Annotated in this window: 19 protein-coding genes and 1 tRNA gene; 10 read left to right on the top strand and 10 right to left on the bottom strand. The window is 65.9% G+C overall.

Annotated elements, in window-relative coordinates:
• Positions 1–63 precede the first annotated feature (63 nt).
• Positions 64–1,266 (bottom strand): aromatic ring-hydroxylating dioxygenase subunit alpha, encoded by a 1,203-nt coding sequence (locus Q8Q53_RS11825; RefSeq protein ID WP_305701978.1) that lies wholly within the window; start codon positions 1,264–1,266, stop codon positions 64–66.
• A gap of 62 nt (positions 1,267–1,328) precedes the next feature.
• On the opposite strand from Q8Q53_RS11825, the gene Q8Q53_RS11820 reads away from it, so the two are divergent.
• Positions 1,329–1,973: a TetR family transcriptional regulator C-terminal domain-containing protein gene (locus Q8Q53_RS11820; RefSeq protein ID WP_305701977.1), complete on the top strand. Its 645-nt coding sequence runs from the start codon at positions 1,329–1,331 to the stop codon at positions 1,971–1,973.
• Here the strand turns inward: Q8Q53_RS11820 and Q8Q53_RS11815 are convergent.
• Entirely contained in the window at positions 1,945–3,357 is a 1,413-nt protein-coding gene (locus Q8Q53_RS11815) for a M20/M25/M40 family metallo-hydrolase (RefSeq protein WP_305701976.1), read from the bottom strand. The two genes, Q8Q53_RS11820 and Q8Q53_RS11815, sit on opposite strands and share 29 nt — an antisense overlap.
• A gap of 119 nt (positions 3,358–3,476) precedes the next feature.
• Here Q8Q53_RS11815 and Q8Q53_RS11810 point away from each other — a divergent pair, with 119 nt between their 5' ends.
• Complete coding sequence (locus tag Q8Q53_RS11810; protein ID WP_305701975.1) at positions 3,477–5,855, top strand: bifunctional diguanylate cyclase/phosphodiesterase; 2,379 nt, start codon at positions 3,477–3,479, stop codon at positions 5,853–5,855.
• A gap of 122 nt (positions 5,856–5,977) precedes the next feature.
• The gene (locus Q8Q53_RS11805) at positions 5,978–6,634 is read left to right on the top strand and encodes a L,D-transpeptidase family protein (RefSeq protein ID WP_305701974.1); all 657 of its coding nucleotides are present in this window, start codon (positions 5,978–5,980) and stop codon (positions 6,632–6,634) included.
• Between the two features lie 54 nt (positions 6,635–6,688).
• Here Q8Q53_RS11805 and Q8Q53_RS11800 read toward each other — a convergent pair whose 3' ends face one another.
• Complete coding sequence (locus Q8Q53_RS11800; RefSeq protein ID WP_305701973.1) at positions 6,689–7,480, bottom strand: SDR family oxidoreductase; 792 nt, start codon at positions 7,478–7,480, stop codon at positions 6,689–6,691.
• Between the two features lie 101 nt (positions 7,481–7,581).
• On the opposite strand from Q8Q53_RS11800, the gene Q8Q53_RS11795 reads away from it, so the two are divergent.
• On the top strand, positions 7,582–8,235 hold the full coding sequence (locus tag Q8Q53_RS11795; RefSeq protein ID WP_305701972.1) for a 2-hydroxychromene-2-carboxylate isomerase: 654 nt from the start codon (positions 7,582–7,584) through the stop codon (positions 8,233–8,235).
• Here the strand turns inward: Q8Q53_RS11795 and tilS are convergent.
• The 5 genes from tilS to Q8Q53_RS11770 all read right to left on the bottom strand — a co-directional run bounded on the left by tilS (position 8,232) and on the right by Q8Q53_RS11770 (position 14,043).
• Positions 8,232–9,167 carry a tRNA lysidine(34) synthetase TilS gene (gene tilS, locus Q8Q53_RS11790; RefSeq protein ID WP_305701971.1) on the bottom strand — a complete coding sequence of 312 codons (936 nt, stop codon included), beginning with the start codon at positions 9,165–9,167 and terminating at the stop codon, positions 8,232–8,234. The genes Q8Q53_RS11795 and tilS overlap by 4 nt on opposite strands.
• Positions 9,158–10,168, bottom strand: a complete 1,011-nt coding sequence (locus Q8Q53_RS11785; protein ID WP_305701970.1) for a tol-pal system YbgF family protein — start codon at positions 10,166–10,168, stop codon at positions 9,158–9,160. Before Q8Q53_RS11785 ends, tilS begins: the two co-directional genes overlap by 10 nt.
• 140 nt (positions 10,169–10,308) lie before the next feature.
• Positions 10,309–11,301: a helix-turn-helix domain-containing protein gene (locus Q8Q53_RS11780; protein ID WP_305701969.1), complete on the bottom strand. Its 993-nt coding sequence runs from the start codon at positions 11,299–11,301 to the stop codon at positions 10,309–10,311.
• A gap of 161 nt (positions 11,302–11,462) precedes the next feature.
• Entirely contained in the window at positions 11,463–13,739 is a 2,277-nt protein-coding gene (gene ptsP / locus Q8Q53_RS11775; RefSeq protein ID WP_305701968.1) for a phosphoenolpyruvate--protein phosphotransferase, read from the bottom strand.
• Positions 13,740–13,887: 148 nt separating this feature from the next.
• A complete protein-coding gene (locus Q8Q53_RS11770) occupies positions 13,888–14,043 on the bottom strand; it encodes a YdcH family protein (protein WP_305701967.1) in 156 nt (51 codons plus the stop codon).
• 257 nt (positions 14,044–14,300) lie between these two features.
• On the opposite strand from Q8Q53_RS11770, the gene Q8Q53_RS11765 reads away from it, so the two are divergent.
• Positions 14,301–14,498, top strand: coding sequence for a YdcH family protein (locus Q8Q53_RS11765; protein ID WP_305701966.1), 198 nt, complete (start codon positions 14,301–14,303; stop codon positions 14,496–14,498).
• 148 nt (positions 14,499–14,646) lie between these two features.
• A complete protein-coding gene (locus tag Q8Q53_RS11760) occupies positions 14,647–15,108 on the top strand; it encodes a DUF1465 family protein (protein ID WP_305701965.1) in 462 nt (153 codons plus the stop codon).
• Here Q8Q53_RS11760 and glpK read toward each other — a convergent pair.
• Positions 15,105–16,577, bottom strand: a complete 1,473-nt coding sequence (gene glpK, locus Q8Q53_RS11755) for a glycerol kinase GlpK (protein ID WP_305701964.1) — start codon at positions 16,575–16,577, stop codon at positions 15,105–15,107. The genes Q8Q53_RS11760 and glpK overlap by 4 nt on opposite strands.
• An 80-nt stretch (positions 16,578–16,657) precedes the next feature.
• Between glpK and Q8Q53_RS11750 the strand changes: the two genes are divergently transcribed.
• From Q8Q53_RS11750 to nadA, 4 genes are all read left to right on the top strand, one after another.
• Positions 16,658–17,563: an MBL fold metallo-hydrolase gene (locus Q8Q53_RS11750; protein WP_305701963.1), complete on the top strand. Its 906-nt coding sequence runs from the start codon at positions 16,658–16,660 to the stop codon at positions 17,561–17,563.
• Positions 17,545–18,180, top strand: a complete 636-nt coding sequence (locus tag Q8Q53_RS11745) for a DUF4230 domain-containing protein (RefSeq protein ID WP_305701962.1) — start codon at positions 17,545–17,547, stop codon at positions 18,178–18,180. Before Q8Q53_RS11750 ends, Q8Q53_RS11745 begins: the two co-directional genes overlap by 19 nt.
• 75 nt (positions 18,181–18,255) lie before the next feature.
• Positions 18,256–18,990, top strand: a complete 735-nt coding sequence (locus tag Q8Q53_RS11740) for an adenylate cyclase (protein ID WP_305701961.1) — start codon at positions 18,256–18,258, stop codon at positions 18,988–18,990.
• A gap of 67 nt (positions 18,991–19,057) precedes the next feature.
• Entirely contained in the window at positions 19,058–20,044 is a 987-nt protein-coding gene (nadA, locus tag Q8Q53_RS11735; protein ID WP_305701960.1) for a quinolinate synthase NadA, read from the top strand.
• 93 nt (positions 20,045–20,137) lie between these two features.
• Here the strand turns inward: nadA and Q8Q53_RS11730 are convergent.
• Positions 20,138–20,214: transfer RNA gene (locus tag Q8Q53_RS11730), tRNA-Met, on the bottom strand.
• Between the last annotated feature and the right edge of the window lie 60 nt (positions 20,215–20,274).

Raw genomic sequence — 20,274 nt, 5'->3', positions numbered from 1 at the left:
TAGTCGAGACACATGGCGCAAACGTGTCTCGACTACGCTCGACACGAACGGCGGTAGGCGTAATCAGTCCGGTTTGCTCCAGCCCGGTGCGGGCGCAAAGGGTTGGCGGGCTTCAGGGATCAGCGTGCGGATCTTTTTGGCGAAGCTGCGCAGGCAGACCTCGCTCTTGCCGATCGGGCCGTTGCCGTAGGTCCGGCTCTGCATGCCTTGCTGGACCCGCTCGATCAGCCAGGTATCCTCCTGATTGACCACCCGGTTGATCCGCCAGTTGGCATAGCGCACCAGCTTCATTTCCCGGCGCCTATTCTCCGGGGTAAAGGCATCGGGCAGGCAATAGGCCACTTCGCGCAGCAGGCAGCTGGTCGGACCGGTCGGCAGCCACTGCATGAAATCGATCTGGTCGGCATAGATGTCGAACGCCATGTTCGGCCACAGCTTGAAATAGAGCCAGCGGCCATGCGCCGCGTCCGGCAGGTGATCAACGCGGGGCATATGGGCGGAATAGAACTTCTCCCAGAAGTTCTGCTTCTCGTTCTTCACCACGTCGCCATAGAGCCGGTCGGCATAGCCGTGCGCCTCGATCCGATAGGTCTTGCCGACCAGCCGGGTCAGGCCGTCGTGCGCCACCGGGATGTGCAGGTTGTCGGAATAGTTGTCGCCCACGTTCTTCCAGTTCACGCCGCGCGGGCGGTGGCGGACGTCGCCCATGGCCTGCATGTCCGCAAACCGGTACTGCGCGATCTCCGCCTCGAACGGGGCCATCATTTCGCCGGGCGTGGGGAAGCCCTCGGGCTGGAGGCACACGAACACGAAGCCGTGCCACACTTCCAGCGCAACCGGGACGAGGCCGTTATCTTCCAGCTTCAGCGCAGGATATTCGGACTTCATCGGCACGCCCGACAGCCGCCCGTCGGGTTCGAACGTCCACGCGTGATAGGGGCAGACCAGCTTTTTGGCACAGCCCGAAGGGCCTTCCACCAGCCGCATCGCGCGGTGGCGGCAGACGTTGGTGAAGGCGCGGACCTGCCCGTCATCGCCGCGAATGACGATGACGCTTTCGCCCAGATAATCGAGCGTGCGGTAATCGCCGGGGCTGGCCACCTCGCTCACATGACAGACGATCTGCCAGCTGGGGCGAAAGATCCGCTCCTGCTCCAGCGCGAAGAATTCCGGGTCGTGATATATCCACCCCGGCAGGCTGAAATCGGCGTCGGGATCGGCCGTTTCAGCGGCAATCTCGGCAAATGCGTGGTCGGGGTGGCCCATGAGTGCGGCGATTCCTGCAAAGCTTGTTGGACAGTCGTACAACAACTGCTAGATTGCGGCAAGTGAGCAACGCAACGCCCCTTCGCCCGCCCGCCTTTCGCCGGTCCGAACCCGACGCCCGCCGCGCCGACCTGATCGCGGCGACCGCGCGGGTGCTGGCGCGCGAGGGGACCGGCGGCACCAGCGTGCGCGCGATCGCGGTCGAGGCGGGGGTTTCGCCGGGGCTGGTCGGGCATTACTTTGCCGGAATCGACGCGCTGGTCGCGGCGACGTACGCCCATGTCGAGCACACGGTGAGCGAGGCGCTGGACGCCGCCGTCGCTGTCGCCGGGCCGAACCCGCGCGCCCGGCTCGATGCGTTCGTGACGGCCAGTTTCAGCCCGCCGATTGCCAGCGGCGAACTGCTCGCCACGTGGACCGCGTTCTGGAGCCTGGTGCGGTCCCGCCCCGACATTGCCCGCCAGCATGACGAGCAATACGCCGCGTTCCGGGCGCGGCTGGAAGCCTTGCTGGCCGAATGCGGCCTGCCCGCCGCGCGGCTGCGCCATGCGGCTATCGCGATCACGGCGCTGGTCGACGGATTGTGGCTGGAGCTTTGCCTGTCTCCAGTGGGCCTCTCGCCAGAGGCGTTCAGCGCGGACGAAGCAGGCGCGATTGCCCGCTCCGTCCTCGATGCGCTTATTTCGACAGGTCGGTCAGCAGGCTGAGGTAATAGACCAGCCCCGGCTTGATATTGGACAGCGCCACGCGTTCATTCAGGCCGTGGGCGTAATCGTCCGAATCCTTGCTGAACGTCGCGCTGGCACCATAGCTGTCGACCCCCAGCGCCCGGTACCACATCGAATCCGTCGCGCCCGACGCCTGTGACGGGAAGATCGGCGTGCCCGGGCGGGCCTTGCCCAGCGCCTTGGTCACTGCGCTGACAAAATCGGTGCGCATCGGCGAGGCGGGCGAAGCGACCGATTCATCGCCGGTCGCATCGCTGATTTTCAGCCCCGGCATCGCCGCGACCCGCTCCAGTTCCGCGCGGATTTCCTCGCGGCTGTGGCCCGGAAAGATCCGGCAATTGACGTTCGCGGTGGCGCGCTGCGGCAGCGCATTCTGGGCATGGCCGCCGCCAACCATCGTGGCAACGCAGGTCGTGCCGACTTTGCCGACATAGGCCTGATTGGCGCGCAGCGTGGCCAGCGCCGCTGCGTCGCCGGGATTCGCAGCAAACGCCCGCATTGCGCCGGCCAGCTGCGGATCGGTTTCAAACTGCGCGGCCTGCTCGAAATAGGCCTTGGTCAGCGGGCTGAGTTCGGGCGCAAAGCGATAGCTGCCGATCCGTTCCAGCGCGGTGGCCAGCTGCACGATCGCGTTGTCGGGGCGCGGGGCGGAGCTGTGGCCGCCCGGATTGGTCACTTCCAGCAGGTAATCGTTGTAGGTCTTTTCCGCGCCCTGCCAGGTCCAGTACAGCGGCTTGCCCGTGCCTTCTTCCAGCGTGCCGCCGCCGCCGTCGATGTTGATCACCATTTCGGCGTGCTTCAATCGCTCGGCCACGATCCGGCTGGTCTTCATCGTGGTTTCTTCATCGCCGGAAAATTGCAGGATGATCGTGCGCTTGGGGCGATAGCCCTGACGGCGCAGTTCGATCAGGCTGGACGCGGCCATCGCCGCATCGAACTTCATGTCGCTCGACCCGCGCCCGAACAGATAGCCGTTTTCCACGATCGGCGTGAACGGATCGCGGGTCCAGTCCTCCGGATCGGCTTCCACCACGTCCATGTGTCCGGAAATCACCAGCGGTTTCAGCTTCGGATCGCTGCCCGGCCAGGTCGCGATGAAATAGGCGGTATCGTCCACCGGCGTGATTTCCACCTGATCCGCGCGCCAGCCGCCCGCCACCAGCGCGGCCTTGACCAGTTCCAGCGCCGCACCCGTCTGGTTGCCTGCGCCGCGCACCGTGCGCAGCGCAATCAGCTGCTTCGACAGGTCGAGCACTTGCGCTTCAGCCAGCGGGTAGGCCGCCAGCGGCGCGGTTTTTGCGGCCAGCGGCGCGGTCCCGGCTGCCAGCACCGCCAGCGACACAGCAAAAGTCTTGAGGCGCATCACACATTCTCCTTTGGTACCGGATTAACCACCTGGAAGGCATGTGCGCTAGAACTAAGTTCACTCAATCTTACTATGCTGCGAGTCCCGCCGGAACTCTTAAGGATGCGCGCAAGGACATGGTAAGCCCGAAGGCGGTGCTGCGCACCGCCATTCCAGCAGAACTGCGCGATTGGGTCGATAACCGGCTGGTGAGCGCGCATATCCGGATTGTCCGGCCGCTGGTGCTGGGTTCGTTGCTGAACGCCGCCGTCATCCTGATCGTCCTGTATGGCAATGTCCCGACGCTGCAACTGGGGCTGTTTGCCGGTTCGACCGCGCTGGCGGGCTTCCACCGGCTGTGGCTGTCCGAAGGGATCGAACGCGGACGCCGCCGCAAGCGCACCGCCAAGATGATGCGCGCGTTTCACCTCAGCAGCATCTGGCAGGGTGCGAACATCGCGATCCCGCTGGCGCTGTGGTTTCCCGGCATCACACCGGGCGGCCAATTGTTGCTGGCGATCTGCGGCGTGACCCAGATCGCGGCGGCGGCCTATATGGTGCGGACGCTGCCGTGGGCGGCGGCGGCGAATATTTCGCTTCAGGCGCTGGGCCTTGCCATCGGCTTGCTGCGGCACGGCTCGCCCACTGCGGCGGCGGCCGTGATCGTCTTGCTGACGGCGAGCGGGCTGCTCATCCGCATGGCCTTTGCCGCGCACGACCTGTTCATTACCCGCGTGCTGTCCGACCGCGAACTGGCCACCAGCGCGCGCACGGTGAAGCTGCTGCTGAACGAATATGAAGCGTCCGGCTCGGACTGGCTGTTCGAACTGGATGAGCGGCACCGGCTGGTCAAGGTCTCGCCCCGGTTTGCCGCTGCCGTCGGGCGCGCGGCGGCCGACTTGCATGGTCTGCCATTTGCCGATCTGTTCGCTGCCGATGCGATCCGTGATACCCTCATCACGACCCTCGCACGCCGCCAACCGCTGCGCCACGCAATCCTGCGGCTCGCGGACAGCAGCGACGATTCCCCCCGCTGGTGGTCGATCAGCGGTCGTCCGACTTACATCTCGCCCGGAGAGCAAATTGCGTTTCGCGGGGTCGTCAGCGATGTGACCAGCCGCCACCAGGCCGAAACCCGCGCGCGTCAGATGGCGCACTATGATGCGCTGACCGGTCTGCCCAATCGCGCGCTGTGCGATTCGACCCTGGCCGAAATGCTGGACGGCCGCGATCCCGCCGATGGCATCGCGCTGATCCACATCGACGTCGATCACTTCAAGGCGATCAACGACGAGTTTGGCCACCCCGGCGGCGATGCCTATCTGCGCAAGGTTGCCCTGCGCCTGACCGACATTGTGGCGGCCAGCGGGCTGGGCGGCACCCAGCGGCTGGTCGCCCGGCTGGGCGGTGATGAATTCGCGATCCTGACCTGCGGCGCGGATGCCTGCGATCATGCGGTCCGGCTGGCGCAGCAGGTGCTGGCCAACATGGCCCGGCCGATCACGGTCGAAGGCCAGGAACTGCCGACATCGATCTCGATCGGCATCGCGCTGGCCCCCTTCCACACCGAATCCAGGCAGCAGCTGTTCTCCTATGCCGATATCGCGCTGTCCGCCGCCAAGCGCAGCGAACGCGGGATCTGGGAAATGTTCGAACCGGGGATGGATGCCGCCCTGCACGAACGCCATTCCCTGGCCCGCGACTTGCGTCATGCTGTGGCGCGCGGCGAACTGCGCCTGTTCCTGCAACCGCTGGTCGATGTCGCCAGCGAAGGCGTGACCGGATACGAAGCCCTGTTGCGCTGGCAGCACCCGGAACGCGGGCTGGTCATGCCCGACAGCTTCATCTCGATTGCCGAGGAAACCGGCCTGATCGTGGGCATCGGCGAATGGGTGATCCGCACCGCCTTTGCCGAAGCGGCCACCTGGCCGGGGGCAGAGACGATCTCGATCAACCTCTCACCCGTCCAGTTCGGCAGTGCCAAGCTGCTGCCGATGATCGTCAACGCGCTGGCCGAAAGCGGGATTGCGCCGGGCCGGGTGGAATTTGAAATCACCGAAGGCGTGCTGCTCAACAATTCGGAAGCGAATATCTTGCTGCTCAACCGGCTGCACGATCTGGGCGTGACGATTGCGCTGGATGATTTTGGCACCGGCTACGCCTCGCTCAACTATTTGCTCACGTTCCCGTTCGACAAGATCAAGATCGACCGCCGGTTCGTGAACGATCTGATCACACGTTCGGAATCGCGGGCCATCGTCGGGGCGGTGATCGCGCTGGCCAACCAGTTGGGGATGTGCACCCTGGCCGAAGGCGTGGAAGACCGCGATCAACTGATCCAGCTGCGCAGCGATGGCTGCCGGATGGTTCAGGGCTGGCTGTTCGGCAAGGCCCAGCCGTTCGAACACTATCATCCCCGCGTGCTGGGGATCGTGCCGCCATCCCCCGCCGTGCGAATGCCGCGCCGCCGGTATGATCCGCGCCCGATGGGCGTGACGGGCCGGCAGCGCAGTTAGAGCGGGCCGTTAACCTTTCCGCGTTAGCCAGTCCCGGTGCGGAACGCTGCGAAATGGGGGCTGGCATTCAGCCTGCTGCGGGTTCTAGGGACCGTGCTGAACAAATCCACGCGAGGGAACCGATGGGCCTGAAGCTCAACGCTGCTACTGTGATGATCGGGGGCTTTGTGGCCTTGTCGGTCGCTGCTGGTGCCTTGCTGGTCCAGGAACCGGGAGCGACCGCGCAGACCCTGCCCGCCGAAATCGATTCTGCAAACTTTGCCAAGGCCGGACCGGCGCCCGCCGTCGCCCAGCCGCCAAAGCCGCGCGACGAACGCTTTGTGATCAAGCGCGTGCTGCCGATCACCGGGCCGATCAAATACGGCGAGTTTCACTGGGACGAAGCTGGCGCGCCTGACGGCCCGTTGGTGATGACCGTCGATCTGGAAGCGCGGGTATTGTCCGTGTTCCGGGGCGGCTATGAAATCGGCGCAACCGCCGTGTTGCTGGGCACGCAGGAAAAGCCCACCCCGCTGGGCGTGTTCCCGGTGATGTGGAAAAAGGCCGAGCACTATTCCAGCATCTATGATGGCGCGCCGATGCCCTTTACCCTGCGCCTGACCAACGATGGCATCGCCATCCACGGCACCACCGTTGAAAAAGGCTACGCCAGCCACGGCTGCGTCGGCGTGCCAACCCCGTTTGCGAAAAAGCTGTTCGGTGCCGCGAAGCTGGGGGATCAGGTCTATATCACGCGCGGCAAGCGGATCGGCAAAGGGGATTCGCTGACCGGTAGCTGATGGCCGGGCACCTGATGGCCGGGCAGGGGCCGCCCGGCCACAGCAGGGCCTGGATCAGGCCAGCCCCTTGTCCACACTGCGCTGGGTCGCGTCGCCGATCTGGCTGCCTCCGTCGCAATCCAGGATCGTGCCGGTCACGTACTTCGCCGCATCGCTGCTGAGGAACACCGCACACTCGGCGATTTCCTCGATGTAACCCCAGCGCTTCATTGCGATCCGGTCAAAATGCTTCGCCTTGGTCGAGCTGTCGGGCGCGAGCCGGGCCATCCCCTCGGTCCCTTCGATCGGGCCGGGCGAGATCCCGTTGACGCGCACGTCCGGTCCCCATTCCAGCGCCAGCACCCGGACCAGCTGATTGATCCCGGCCTTCGCCGCGCAGGCATGGGCCTGCAGCTGCACCGCGTTGACCGCCTGTCCCGCCGTGATCGCGATCAGCGACGCGCCGGGCAGGTTGAGCAGGTCATGGCACCCCCGAAACACATTGAACGTGCCGTTGAGGTCGATGTCGATCACGGTCTTGAAGGCATTGGCGCTCATCCCCAGCACCGGCGCAAGGAAGTTGCCCGCTGCCCCGGACACGACGATGTCCATCGGCCCCAGCCGCCCGCGCACCTCTTCCATCGCCGCGCGAATCGCGCCGTAATCGCGCACATCGGCCGACAGGCCCAGCGCCCCTTCCCCGATTTCCGCCGCCGCATGGGCGGCTTTTTCCGGGTTGCGGCCGCACACCGCAACTTTGGCACCGAGCTGGGCATAACGCTTGGCGATGCCAAGGTTGATCCCGCTGGTTCCGCCAGCAACGAAGGCCACCTTGCCTTCCAGGATTCCATCACGAAACGGCGACATCGCTCAATTCTCCCACAATTTAATCGCACGATTAATAGCTGCCCATTGACCTTGAGCAAGCACAATTCCAGCATTTGCAAAACTACCGGGAGAACCAGTCCATGACCCTGACCGTTGACCTCTACTGGTCGTTCCGTTCGCCCTACAGCTATCTGGTCACCCCGCGGCTGGCCGCGCTGGAGCGGGACTGGGACGCGGCGGTGCATGTCAAAGTGGTAACGCCCATCGCGGTGCGCCAGCCGGATTTCTTCGCCAATGCCGATCCGCTGTGGACCAGCTATCTGATGCGCGACTGCCGCCGCAGCGCCGAATATCTGGGCATGCCGCTGCGCTGGCCGCGCCCCGATCCGGTGGTGATGGACTTTGCCACGCGCACGTACCCCACCGAGCAGCCCCATATTCACCGGCTGTGCCGCCTGGGCCAGCTGGCGGCGGAGCGCGGACAGGGTCTGGCGTTGCTGTCGGCGGTCAGCACGCTGCTGTGGAACGGCCAGACCGACAACTGGCATGAGGACGATCATCTGGCGCGGGCGGTTGCCGCGATCGGCTGCGACCTGGCCGAAATGGATGCGGCGATCCTTGCCGATGAAGCCCGGATCGACGCCGCGCTGCGCCAGAACGAGGGGCAGCAGCGTGAGAGCGGGCATTACGGGGTGCCGCTGATGGTGTTCAACGACGAGCCGTTCTTCGGGCAGGACCGGTTCGATCAGCTGCTCTGGCGGATGCAGCAGAACGGATTGCAGCCGCGCCGCTAGCTGCGGCGCTGCGGCGCTTTGGCAAAACTCCACCCACCCGGCAACGCGCGGGCAACCAGTCCGCCGATCGAGCCGGGCTGGCGGGCCAGCAACGTGTCGAACAGGCGGGCAACCCCGCTGCCGCGCGGTGCTTCGCCGTCCAGTTCCGTAATGATCCGCGCCAGCACCCGCAGCGCCACCGCGCGCGGCGCTTGCGGGCGATAGGTCAGCCCCATGGCCGTGCGCTCAACCTGCTCTGCCCATTCGCGCGCCGCTGCCCAGTCCAGCGCGGCATCGGCATCGGCCAGATGGGCTGCGCTTTGCGCCAGTGCCAGAATATCCAGCCAATCCGCACCGGCCAGCGCCTTGCGCAGGCGCGCCCGGTCGAACCGGTCGTCGCGGTTCGACGGGTCGTCCGCCGCGAGCTGCCCCGCCTCGGCGACAACGGCGCCGAGTTCCGCCCGCCGCCAGCCCAGCAGCGGACGCAGCAGCGGCAACCGCGTGCCCGGCACCGCGCTGCGCGCGCGCACCCCGGCCAGTCCGGCCACCCCGCTGGCCCGATTGAGCCGCAACAACAGTGTTTCCGCCTGATCGTCAGCATGGTGCGCGGTGGAGAGGGCAGCCAGATCATGCAGCTGCATCCACTCCGCCAGCGCGGCATAGCGCGCCGCGCGCGCCGCAGTCTGAAGGTTGCCAGCCGCGACGGTCACCGTCAGCGTGTGATGCGGCACCCCCAGATCCCCGCAGATTGCCGCGACTTGCGCCGCTTCGGCCGCGCTTTCGGTCCGCAAGCCATGATCGACGGTCGCCGCCGCCACCTGCCCCGGCAAGGCCCGGTGGGCCAATAACAGCAATGCCAGACTGTCCGGCCCGCCCGACACGGCCAGCGCCAGCCGCCCGCCGCCGGGCCAGAGCGCGGCCAGATCAGCGGCGAACCGCTGGATCAGTTGCACTTCACCTTGGCGCGGGTCGCGTCATACTGGGTCTTCAGCCGCCCGGTCGCCTCGCGCGGATAATCGTCCACGAACTGCGCCAGCGCCACACAGGCCCGGTTGGTGTCCTTCAACCGGCCCATCGCCTCGGCCAGGAACAACAGGCTGTCGGGTGCGCGATCACCGGTCTTGCCAGCCTGATAGTTTTGCAGGAACCAGCTCGCCGCTTCGCGCGGATTGCCTTCGTCCAGATAGGTCCGGCCCAGCAGGTTGCGGGCATGGCTGCTGCGGCCATGTCTGGGATATTTTTGCAGATACAGCTTCAGCTGCTGCTGTGCTTCAGGATAGAATCTGGCCTCCCACAGGCGGAAGCCATAAGTGTATTCATCATCGCCTGCGTCGGCGGTGGCGGGCTTCTGCACGGCCTTCACGGCGGCGACCCGATCAGCGGCGGCAGCCGAGGGTTTGGCCGGGGTGGTGGCCGGGGTCGCGGTTGCAGGCTTCGTCGCTGCCGGCGTGGCGGGCTTGGTGGCCGATGCGCCGCCGGTCATCGCCGTCAGGTTGGTCGCCGTGGTCGCCCCGACTGTCGCCCCGGTGGCAGGGGTTGTCGCCGCCGGTGCTGGCGGTCCGGCAGTGGTCGGCGAACTGGCGGCAGCGGCTGACAGGGCGGCCAGCCGCGCTTCGAACTGGGCCAGCTTGTTCTGCGTTTCCTCGTTCTGGGCGGTAATCCGCGCCAGCTGCGCCTCGATTGCGTCCATCCGCACCAGCAGATCCGTCACGGGCGTAGTCGCGGGGGTGCCGGTTGTCGTGCTTACAGCCTGGCCCGGCTGGACCAGCGGGGCGAAATACTTGCCATCGCCGCCGGGGAAGACCTGACGCTGCAACGCCGCCACTTCCGCCTCAAGCTTGCGCAAGCGGACATCGCCTGCGGAATCGCCGGCGGATTGCGCCGCACCCGGAGCAGCCATTGCCAGCACGATCCCGGCCAGCAGCGGCCGCATTGCCCAGTGGAGTTTCGTCATTCCATCCTGTCCGTCAGTGGCTTCGCACGTGCGGACGATGCCGCAACCAACACGAACGCGCGATTAACCGTGATAGTTCAGTCTTGCCCCAGTCTGCCCGCAGTGTCGAGCCGCCGCGCCAAGCTATCCGCAAATCAGGGTCAGAGCCCGGTGTTCGGCGGTGCTGTAACCGGATCTGCCGGGGTGGCAGCCGGTGACGGCACCGGTGCGGCCTGTTCGCCATCACCGCTGCCCGCAGCTGGCCGGGTGGCTGGCGCTGCGGTCCGGCGCGGCGCAGGCTGGCTGCGTTGCACCGCCCGGATCGGTGCAGCCGCGTCCGGTGTGGTTGCGGGCACGACCGCTGGTGCAGCGCCGCGCGCGAGCAGCGCGACTGCCGTCACCGGGACATCCTTCATGGTTTTCTGGACGTCCGACAGCTTGGGCACGGCCTGCCCGCCAATCGTCACGCCCAGGGCATTGGGCCGCGCAGTCCACAGCTGGACGTCGGCCATGCCGGACGGCACGGTATAGCTTTCCCCCAGCGCCAGTTCCTTTTGCAGCAACTGGTTGCCTGCGCCATCATAGAACTTGACCCAGACGCCCTGTTCCAGCGCCGTGAAAACGACCGGTCCGCCAGCGGCTTGCTGCGCAGGCGCTGCGACCGGAGCGGCCGCGGCTGGCACACCTTCCGCTGGCTGGTCGGTCGGCAGCAGCGATGGCAGCGCCCCGGCCGGGGCCAGATAGCTGCGCCAGAACGCATAGACGAGCAGCAGCACCACGACAGCCGCCAGCGCAGCCAGCCAGGCCACTTGCGGACTGGGCACCCGCGCCGGATCACCCGGTTCGAACGTCACTGCCGCGCGGCGGGCATCATCGGGCAGCTGGGCTGCCATTTCGGCGCGGACTTCCGCGACGATGGCCTGTTCATCGAGCCCCACCGCGCGGGCATAGGTCCGCGAAAACCCCACCGCATACATCCGCGCAGGCAGCGCCGCAAAATTACCGGCTTCGATCGCCGCCAGCGACCGTGCCGGAATACGCGTGATCGCCGACAGCTCGGCCTGGGTAAGACCTGCCGCCTCGCGCGCGCGCAGCAGCTTTGCGCCAGCGCTGTCCAGAGGCAGTTCAGCCCCGGCGACTTCTTCTTCCGCCATTCCGACCCCGATTGTTTGCGACCGCTAAGATTTGCGTATGCGCTGGGAAGAAACCCTATTGTAACCCAAAGTCAACGGGATTTCCGGCGATCTGTCGGCCCCATCGGCGGAACGCGCCGAAAACATGATGGACCGGAGTGTCTCCTGCAGTACGCCAATGCTCAATCGGCATCGATCCCGCGCTCCTGCGCCCATTCGGTCAGCGCGGCGCGGAGGTTTGGCGGCGGGGCGGAGAGCCACCGGTTCATGACCTCGGTGATTTCGGCGAGGTCGACCTTGCGGACCAGTTCCTTGATCGGCCCGACCGCCGCAGGCGTGATCGACAGCCGCCGCAGGCCGATCCCCAACAGCGCCAGTGCCTCCAGCCGCCGCCCGCCCATTTCGCCGCAGACGGTGACATCAATGTCATAACCCGCGACCGTCAGTTGCACCCGGCGCAGGAACCGCAGGATCGCCGGGCTAAGCCAGTCATACCGCTCAGCCAGCTTGGGGTGCGACCGATCGGCGGCAAACAGGAACTGGGTCAGGTCATTGGTCCCGATCGACAGGAACGACAGATCCGGTGCCAGCACATCCAGTTGTTCCGCCAAGGCCGGCACTTCCAGCATCGCACCATACCGGATCACTTCGGGCAGCTGTTTCTTCTGGCCCTTCAGGAACAATCGCTGCCCTTCGAACACGGCGCGCGCGGCTTCGAATTCCCACGGTTCGGCCACCATCGGGAACATGACGTTGAGCGTGCGGCCAGCGGCGGCTTCCAGCATCGCGCGGGCCTGGACTTTCAGCAGCCCTTCCCGTTCGAGCGCGACGCGCAGGGCGCGCCAGCCCATCGCCGGGTTTTCCTCCTGCTCGCCGTCGTTGTGGCGCAGATAGGGCAGTACCTTGTCGCCGCCGATGTCGATCGTGCGGAACACCACCGGCTTGCCCCCGGCCGAATCCAGCACATCGCGGTAGAGCCGGGTCTGGCGTTCCCGTGCGGGCAGCGTGGCGGATACCAGAAACTGGAACTCGGTGCGGAACAACCCCACCCCGTCCGCCCCGGTCAGCGCCAGATTGGGCATGTCGTCGCGCAGACCCGCGTTCATCATCACGGTGATCCGCGTCCCGTCGCGGGTGAACGGCTCAACGTCGCGCAGCGCGGCATAGGCCGCCTGGCGCTCCTTGGTCTTGGCAAAGCGCGCCTCGAACGCCTCGGCCATCGCAGGCAGGGGCCGGATGGTGGCGCTGCCCTGATCGCCGTCCAGCAGCAACTGATCCCCTTCGCGCACCATCCCGCGCAGCGACCGGACCCGGCCCAGCACCGGAATGCCCATCGCCCGCGCCACGATCACGACGTGCGCGGTCAGCGAGCCTTCTTCGAGGATTACGCCCTTGAGCCGGCGCTTGTCGTATTCCAGCAGCTCGGCCGGTCCCAGATTGCGCGCGATCAGGATCGAATCCCCACGCAGCCCCATGCTGGCCGCCGTGCCCATCTGCCCCGACACGATCCGCAGCAACCGGTTCGACAGGTCTTCCAGATCGTGCATCCGGTCGGCCAGCAGCGGATCGTCGATCTGCCGCATCCGCATCCGGGTGCGCTGCTGCACACGCTCGATCGCGGCTTCGGCGGTCAGCCCGCTGTCGATCGCCTCGATGATCCGGCGGCTCCAGCCTTCGTCGTAGGCAAACATCTTGTAGGTTTCGAGCACTTCCTCATGCTCTCCCCCCACCCCGAATTCGGCCTGGCTGGCCATCCGGTCGATCTGTTCGCGCATCTTGTCAAACGCCAGATAGACGCGCTGCAATTCCGCATCGCGATCTTCGGCCATGACGTGTTCGATGGTGATCCGCGGCTGGTGAAACACCGCTGCGCCCGCCGCCAGTCCCTTGACCAGCACCAGCCCCTGCAACCGGTGCGGCCCGGTCAGCTGGGGTGACAGGCTGGCGACTTCCTCATCGTCCACCAGTTCGGCGTTGGCGATCAGTTCGGACAGCACCATCGCCACGGTCTGGAGCGCCTCGATCTCCACTTCCTCATACCGGCGCGGATCGGCATGCTGGACGCAGAGCACACCCACCGCGCGTTCGCGCCGCACGATCGGAACGCCCGCGAACGAGTGAAACTTGTCTTCGCCGGTTTCGGGGCGATAGGAAAAGTCCGGATGGGCCGTGGCCTCGGCCAGGTTCAGCATCTCGCTGTCCTGCGCGATCGTGCCGACCAGCCCTTCGCCAATGGCCATCCGCGTGAAGTGAACCGCCTCCTGCGCCAGCCCGCGCGTGGCGAACAGTTCCAGCATCCCTTCGCGCAGCAGGTAGATCGAGCAAACCTCGCTGTTGAGGCTTTCCCCGATCACTTCGACGACGGTGTTCAGCTTGGCCTGGGCGTGGTTGCGCGATGCCATGACATCATGCAGGCGGGTCAGGATCGTCCGGGCGGCGGAAACTGCGGGAGTGGGCATGCAATCAAGCTAGCCCAAAGCACCGGCATTGGGAACGCATGCGGGCGCGAAAATACGAATTGATGAAATCAGGTGGCTGGGATGGCTTTCGGTAATGCTCCGGCCTCCGGGCGGCGGTCCTTTCGCCCACCCGGAAACCGGTTGTGCATCAGACGTGGGTGATCGCTTCCTTCAGCCTCAGCTTTTGCTTCTTGAGTGCTTGCACCATCGCCAGATCAGGCATCGGTCGGCTCAGTTCTTCGTGGATCTTGCGTTCGATTCCGGCGTGCTTGAGCTGCAATGCGCTGACATGCGACTGTTCCATCGACGTACCTCCATCGGTTTGCCCGGGGATACAGCCCCAGGGCTGGCAAAACCACCAGACGGGTCCGACTCGCAGCCCGCAGGGGGTCAGTGCAATTGTCATGCAAGCATATTAAGCCTATCTTGCGAAGCGCATTCGTTTGAAGCTTGCGGCAGGGTGACGCCGCACCGCGACGGACGGGCAGAAGACAGGGCGGACTCTGGCCGGAGCACCGCAGTTGCGTTAGTTTTGGTGTCCGGTGTTCGGGGAGTGCGTGTGTGAACGAAGAAGAGATGCGCAAGCGTCTGGAAGTGCTCCGGATCGAACATCGGGATCTTGATGCGGCAATCGATGCGTTGACGGCGGCGGGCAGCACCGACCAATTGCAGATCGCACGCCTGAAAAAACGCAAACTGCGCCTGAAAGACCAGATGGCGCTGATCGAGGACTATCTGATCCCCGATATCATCGCCTGAGGTGTTGATAACAAACGAGGGTTCGGGTCAGTCCTGACCGGGCCGCCGCGCACCGAATCGTCCCCCTGCGGGACAGCTTGAAATTGCCGGGCAAATTCCCCGGTGCGCCAGTTGGCAAACCGTGATTTTCGGCCCAACCGCATTGGCCATGGGAACCGCCGCCAGCATCAATCCCCGGATAATCGAGGGGCTGTATTGCGAGTCACTCGTCCTGTCGGACGAAGTGCGCGGCGCGTTCGCGCTGTCGGGACGGATCGACGCTGCGGCGGGTGAGGATGACGAGGTTCGGCTGGCGCTGTCGTGCGAGGCGCTGCGCACGACCACCCGGATGATGCACGCGGTCGCCTGGCTGCTGAACCACCGCGCTTTTTTCAACGGCGAGCTCAGCGAATTCCAGCTGCGCCGCTATGGGCGGCTGACCGATTTTCCGCAAAGCGATCCTGACCGTCTGGCCCTGCTGCCGCCCCAGACCAGCGAACTGATCCGGGCCACGGAACGGTTCCACGCCCGGCTGAAACGGCTCGACAACGGCTGGCGCGAACGTGATGCGGCCACCCCCAGCGCGATCGCCAGGCTGCGCGAACGGCTGGGACTGGTGGCTCCAGTCTAACTCGCGGCCAGCGCCCGCTCCCACGCGGCGCGGCGTTCCGGCAGCAGTGCTGCCCCCGGCGCGAAAGTCCGCACCGCGCCGCGCATCGTATCCGCTGCCGCCTGCAAAGTCGGATGCAGCGCTGCCCCGACGCTGGCCAGCATCGCCGCACCCAGGGCGGTCGTTTCGACAAAGTCGGGCCGCTCCACCGGCACTTGCAGCACATCGGCCAGATCCTGCGCCATCCAGTCATTCGCGCTCATCCCGCCGTCGATCCGCAGCGCGGTCCACGCCGCACCGTCAGCGGCAAAAGCGCTCGCCAGATCCTGCGTCTGGAGCGCCATCGCTTCCAGCGCGGCGCGAACCAGATGGGCGCGGGTGGTTGAAAAGCTCAGCCCCGTGATCACCCCGCGGGCTTCCGGCCGCCAGTGCGGTGCGCCCAGCCCGGACAGCGCCGGCACGATCACCACCCCGCCGCTGTCCGGCACCGACCGGGCCAGCGCCTCGCTCTCCCCGGCGCTGGCGATCACGCCCAACCCGTCGCGCAGCCACTTGATCAGGCTGCCCGCCACGAACACCGATCCTTCCAGTGCATAGGCGCGGCGGCCGCCCAGCTGATACAGCACCGTGCCCAGCAGCCGGTTGCCCGAACGCGGCAAAGCATCGCCCATATTGGCCAGCACGAACGCGCCAGTGCCGAACGTCGCCTTGGTTTCGCCGGGGGCCAGGCACCCTTGCCCGATCGTGGCGCTCTGCTGGTCCCCGGCCAGCCCCGTGATCGGGATCGCGCGGCCCAGCAGCGCCGGATCGGTCAGTCCGAACAGCCCCGCGTTGTCGACCACTTCGCCCAGCGCGCTGCGCGGCACGCCGAACAGATCGCACAGCCCATCGTCCCAGCTGGCGCCGTCCAGCGGCAGCAGCAGCGTCCGGCTGGCATTGCTGGCATCGGTCATGTGCGCGCCGCCGGTCAGCTTCCACACCAGCCAGCTTTCGACCGTGCCCAGCGCCAGCCGCCCGGCCGCCGCGGCAGCGCGCACGGCCGGCACATTATCGACCAGCCAGCGCATCTTGGTGGCGGAAAAATAGGGATCGAGCAGCAGCCCGGTGGCCGCCTGCACCACCGGTTCCTGCCCTGCGTTTTTCAAGGCCGCGCAGGCATCGGCGGTGCGCCGGTCCTGCCAGACCAGTGCGTGGTGCAGCGGCTCGCCGGTAGCCTTGTCCCAAGCCACCACCGTTTCGCGCTGGTTCGTGATGCCGATGGCGGCGACTTTGTCCGCCCCGCCGACCTGCCCGATTACATCGCGCGCGGCGGCCAATGTCTTGTCCCAGATCTCGCCCGCGTCGTGTTCCACCCATCCGGCCTGCGGGTAATGCTGGGTCAGTTCGGCCTGTGCCACCGCGCGCATTGCGCCACCGCGCGCAAACAGGATCGCGCGGGTGGAGGTGGTGCCGGCGTCAAGCACCAGGATCAGCTCGCCACTGGCAGTCATGCAGTCTCTCCCTTTGCCACAATACCTAACGCGGGTGCCGGGGCTTGGCGAGGGGGCGGTGAGCGGCCATATGCAGTCTTATGAATGCACCGCCCAAGCCCTGGCCGACCGGCCTGTCCGAACAGTGCGAACCGCTGGTGCGGCGCGTGCTGGCCCCCAATCCATCGCCCTATACCTACACCGGCACGCAAACCTACATCGTCGGCGCCGGCGCTGAGGTGGCGGTGATCGATCCCGGCCCGGCTGGAACCGGCGTCGCCGGACACGCCGATACGGCAGGCGAAGGCCATGTCGAAGCGATTCTGGCTGCCGTCGGCGATGCCCGCGTCACCGCGATCCTGTGCACCCACACCCACCGCGACCACAGCCCGGCGTCCCGCGCCCTGAAAGCCGCCACCGGGGCGTCGATCATCGGCTGCGCGGCGCTCTCGCTGGATGATGACGGCCCGCGCGCCGACGCCGCGTTCGATCCCGATTACGTCCCCGACCGGGTGCTGGCGGATGGCGAACGGATCAGCGGACCGGACTGGACAATTGCGGCCGTGGCCACCCCCGGCCATACCAGCAACCACTTGTGCTACAGCGTACTGGAAAGCGGCGCGCTGTTCACCGGGGACCATATCATGGCCTGGTCCACCAGCGTCGTATCGCCCCCGGACGGGGACATGAGCGCTTATATGGCCAGCCTGCAAAAGCTTTATGACCGGGACGACACGGTCTATTACCCCGCCCACGGTCCCGCCGTGGAAAAGCCGCGCCAGCTGGTGCGCGGAATGCTGGGCCACCGCCGCCAGCGCGAGGCGCAGATCCTGCGGCTGCTAGGCGAGACACCGCAGACCATTCCCGCGATGGTCGATGCCATGTATAAAGGGCTGGACCCGCGCCTGACCGGGGCGGCTGGCCGCTCGGTCCTGGCGCACCTGATCGATCTGGAAAACAAGGGCCGGGTGCACACGGAGGACGAAACGTGGTCCCTCAACGCCTGACCGTCATCCGCGAAACCGCGCGCCTGCCCTGGCTGCTGGCGATCGCCGCGCTGGCAACGTCCGGCTGGCTGGCGTGGGACCGGTTCGGCCCGCAGGACATCGGCGATCCGATCGCCACCAGTCTGGCCGCGTTTGAACGGCAGAACAGCCTGACGGTCTTTTCCGCGCAGCTGGCCCCGGTCGTTTCCGCCAGTGATGTGCGGATCGGTGGGCTGCTGCAAACCCGGCAAATCGCGGTGATCCCGGCACGGGTGGATTATACGCTGGACCTGTCGAACATCGGCGCGGACCGGATGAAATGGGACGCAGCGACCAGACGGCTCGATGTGCGCCTGCCGCCAGTCTCCGTGGGCAAGCCCAACCTTGACGAGGCCAACGCCCAGTACTTGCGCGAAGGGGTGTTCATCACCCGTGAGGCGCAGGCCAAACTGAACCGCGACAACACCCTGCTGGCTGAACGACAGGCGCGCGCGGCCGCTGCCAATCCGCAGCTGCTTGACCTGGCCCGCAGCGCCGCGCGCGATGCCGTGCGGCAGAACCTGACGATCCCGCTGGAAGTGGCGGGGTATGGCCCGGTCACGGTCACGGTCCGGTTCGATGGAGAAGCGGCGCCCTAGCACCCCGCTTGCCCGCAGCGCCGATGCGGTGCATCATCCACGCTCTACCGGGTCGCGCGGGAGGGGGAAACGTTTGTGGCCACTGTTGCACCTTCGGGGCTGAAACCAGCTCAGCGTTATCGGGCCGATCAGGTCTTTTTCCTGCGCATGGCAATCGGCATCTGCGCCGTCATCGTGCTGGGCTTTATCCAGTGGAGCGCGCGCGGATTTGTCGATGTCAGCGCGGTGCCAATCTGGGTTCACTTGCACGGCATCGTGATGATCGGCTGGCTGGCGCTGTTCGTGACGCAGAACGCGCTCGCCAATTCGGGCGCGCTGGCGCTCCACCGCAAGCTGGGGTGGGCCGGGCTGGGGCTGGCGCTGCTGATCGCCCCGCTTTCTGCCTATACGGGACAGATGGCCGTGACACTGGGCCGGGTACCGCCCATCTTCAGCGATCCCTATTTCCTTGCCCTTACCCATATTGAAGGCATTGCGTTTTCGGCCACGGTGCTGTGGGCCATCGCATTGCGGCGGAAAACGGAATGGCACCGCCGCCTGATGCTGGCGGCGCTGGTCATCATCATGGAACCCGCACTGGGCCGGCTGCTGCCCATGCCGCTGTTGGGCGCGTGGAGCGAATGGACGGTCATGGCGCTGCAACTGGCGGTGCTGGCCATTGCGATGCGCCATGACCAAAAGTTCAGCGGCCGCGTGCACCCGGCCTTGTGGTGGGCCAGCGCAATTGTGGTAGCTGTCCATGCGGCAATCGTGCTCTCGGCGCTGTCACCAGTCGTTATTGCCTATGCAACGGCTCTTGCCGCACGATGATCGTCCCCATATTGGCAACGTGACGACGCACGTTTTCGCGTCTGCCCAGCATAAGGGATCTGCGCCAATGACCGCCCAGCCGACCAACCTTACCGGCCTTGACCTGCGGGCCGAGATCGACCGCCTGCGCAAAGAACGCAACGCGGTGATTCTGGCGCATTACTACCAAAGCCCCGAAATCCAGGATCTGGCCGACTATATCGGTGACAGTCTGGAATTGTCGAAAAAGGCCGCCGCCACCGATGCGGAAGTGATCGCGTTCTGCGGCGTGAAGTTCATGGCTGAAACCGCCAAGATCCTGGCACCGGAAAAGATCGTCGTGCTGCCGGACCTGAACGCCGGGTGCAGCCTCGAAGACGCGTGCCCGCCGGAAAAGTTCAAGGCGTTCCGCGAAGCGCATCCCGATCATATCGCGCTGACCTACATCAATTGCTCGACCGAGGTGAAAGCCCTGTCGGACGTGATCGTGACATCGTCCAGCGCGGAAACGATTCTCGCGCAGATCCCGGCCGACCAGAAGATTATCTTCGGTCCCGACCGCCATCTGGGCGGCTACCTCAACCGCAAGTTCGATCGCGAAATGCTGCTCTGGCCGGGCGTGTGCATCGTCCATGAGGCGTTTTCCGAAACCGAATTGCTCAAGCTGAAAGCGCAGCATCCCGGCGCGCCGGTGGCGGCCCATCCCGAATGCCCGCCGACCATCATCGACCATGCTGATTACGTCGGCTCGACCAGCGGCATCCTGAACTTCGCCAAATCGTTCCCCGGCGACACGCTGATCGTAGCGACCGAACCGCACATCATCCACCAGATGGAAAAGGCGCTGCCGCACAAGACCTTCATTGGTGCACCCGGTGCAGACGGCAACTGCAACTGCAACATCTGCCCCTACATGGCGCTCAACACGCTGGAAAAACTCTACCTCGCCCTGCGCGACCTCAAGCCGCGGATCGAGATCGAGGAAGGCCTGCGCCTGCAAGCCAGACGCAGCCTGGACAAGATGATGGAAATGGCCGCCGGAACCATCGGCAAAGGCGATCTGGGCGCGCGATAGCCGCACTGGCACTGGCGGAAACTCCGCCGCCCGGACACAAAAAAGCCCCGCGTTTTTGGCGGGGCGTTGTGTGTGTGTGTGGTTGTGGTTGTGTGGTTGCGGGGGCAGGATTTGAACCTGCGACCTTCAGGTTATGAGCCTGACGAGCTACCGGGCTGCTCCACCCCGCGTCACCATTGTGGGCTGTGATTGGCAGCCCTTGGGTGTGTTCATGGTTTGCCGGTGAGGGC

The sequence above is a fragment of the Novosphingobium sp. genome, from assembly GCF_030699305.1.
GTDB lineage: Bacteria > Pseudomonadota > Alphaproteobacteria > Sphingomonadales > Sphingomonadaceae > Novosphingobium.
Note: the sequence above shows the minus strand (reverse complement) of the source record. Positions and strands in the feature narration are given on the sequence as shown.

What these genes read in the sequence shown, in the direction of transcription:
- Q8Q53_RS11795 (WP_305701972.1), top strand. Translation starts at nt 7,582, where the DNA reads ATGACCCTGACCGTTGACCTCTACTGGTCGTTCCGTTCGCCCTACAGC.
- Q8Q53_RS11825 (WP_305701978.1), bottom strand. Translation starts at nt 1,266, where the DNA reads ATGGGCCACCCCGACCACGCATTTGCCGAGATTGCCGCTGAAACGGCC.
- Q8Q53_RS11805 (WP_305701974.1), top strand. Translation starts at nt 5,978, where the DNA reads ATGGGCCTGAAGCTCAACGCTGCTACTGTGATGATCGGGGGCTTTGTG.
- Q8Q53_RS11770 (WP_305701967.1), bottom strand. Translation starts at nt 14,043, where the DNA reads ATGGAACAGTCGCATGTCAGCGCATTGCAGCTCAAGCACGCCGGAATC.
- nadA (WP_305701960.1), top strand. Translation starts at nt 19,058, where the DNA reads ATGACCGCCCAGCCGACCAACCTTACCGGCCTTGACCTGCGGGCCGAG.
- ptsP (WP_305701968.1), bottom strand. Translation starts at nt 13,739, where the DNA reads ATGCCCACTCCCGCAGTTTCCGCCGCCCGGACGATCCTGACCCGCCTG.
- Q8Q53_RS11815 (WP_305701976.1), bottom strand. Translation starts at nt 3,357, where the DNA reads ATGCGCCTCAAGACTTTTGCTGTGTCGCTGGCGGTGCTGGCAGCCGGG.
- Q8Q53_RS11785 (WP_305701970.1), bottom strand. Translation starts at nt 10,168, where the DNA reads ATGACGAAACTCCACTGGGCAATGCGGCCGCTGCTGGCCGGGATCGTG.
- Q8Q53_RS11800 (WP_305701973.1), bottom strand. Translation starts at nt 7,480, where the DNA reads ATGTCGCCGTTTCGTGATGGAATCCTGGAAGGCAAGGTGGCCTTCGTT.
- Q8Q53_RS11750 (WP_305701963.1), top strand. Translation starts at nt 16,658, where the DNA reads ATGAATGCACCGCCCAAGCCCTGGCCGACCGGCCTGTCCGAACAGTGC.
- Q8Q53_RS11810 (WP_305701975.1), top strand. Translation starts at nt 3,477, where the DNA reads ATGGTAAGCCCGAAGGCGGTGCTGCGCACCGCCATTCCAGCAGAACTG.
- Q8Q53_RS11780 (WP_305701969.1), bottom strand. Translation starts at nt 11,301, where the DNA reads ATGGCGGAAGAAGAAGTCGCCGGGGCTGAACTGCCTCTGGACAGCGCT.
- glpK (WP_305701964.1), bottom strand. Translation starts at nt 16,577, where the DNA reads ATGACTGCCAGTGGCGAGCTGATCCTGGTGCTTGACGCCGGCACCACC.
- Q8Q53_RS11760 (WP_305701965.1), top strand. Translation starts at nt 14,647, where the DNA reads ATGGGAACCGCCGCCAGCATCAATCCCCGGATAATCGAGGGGCTGTAT.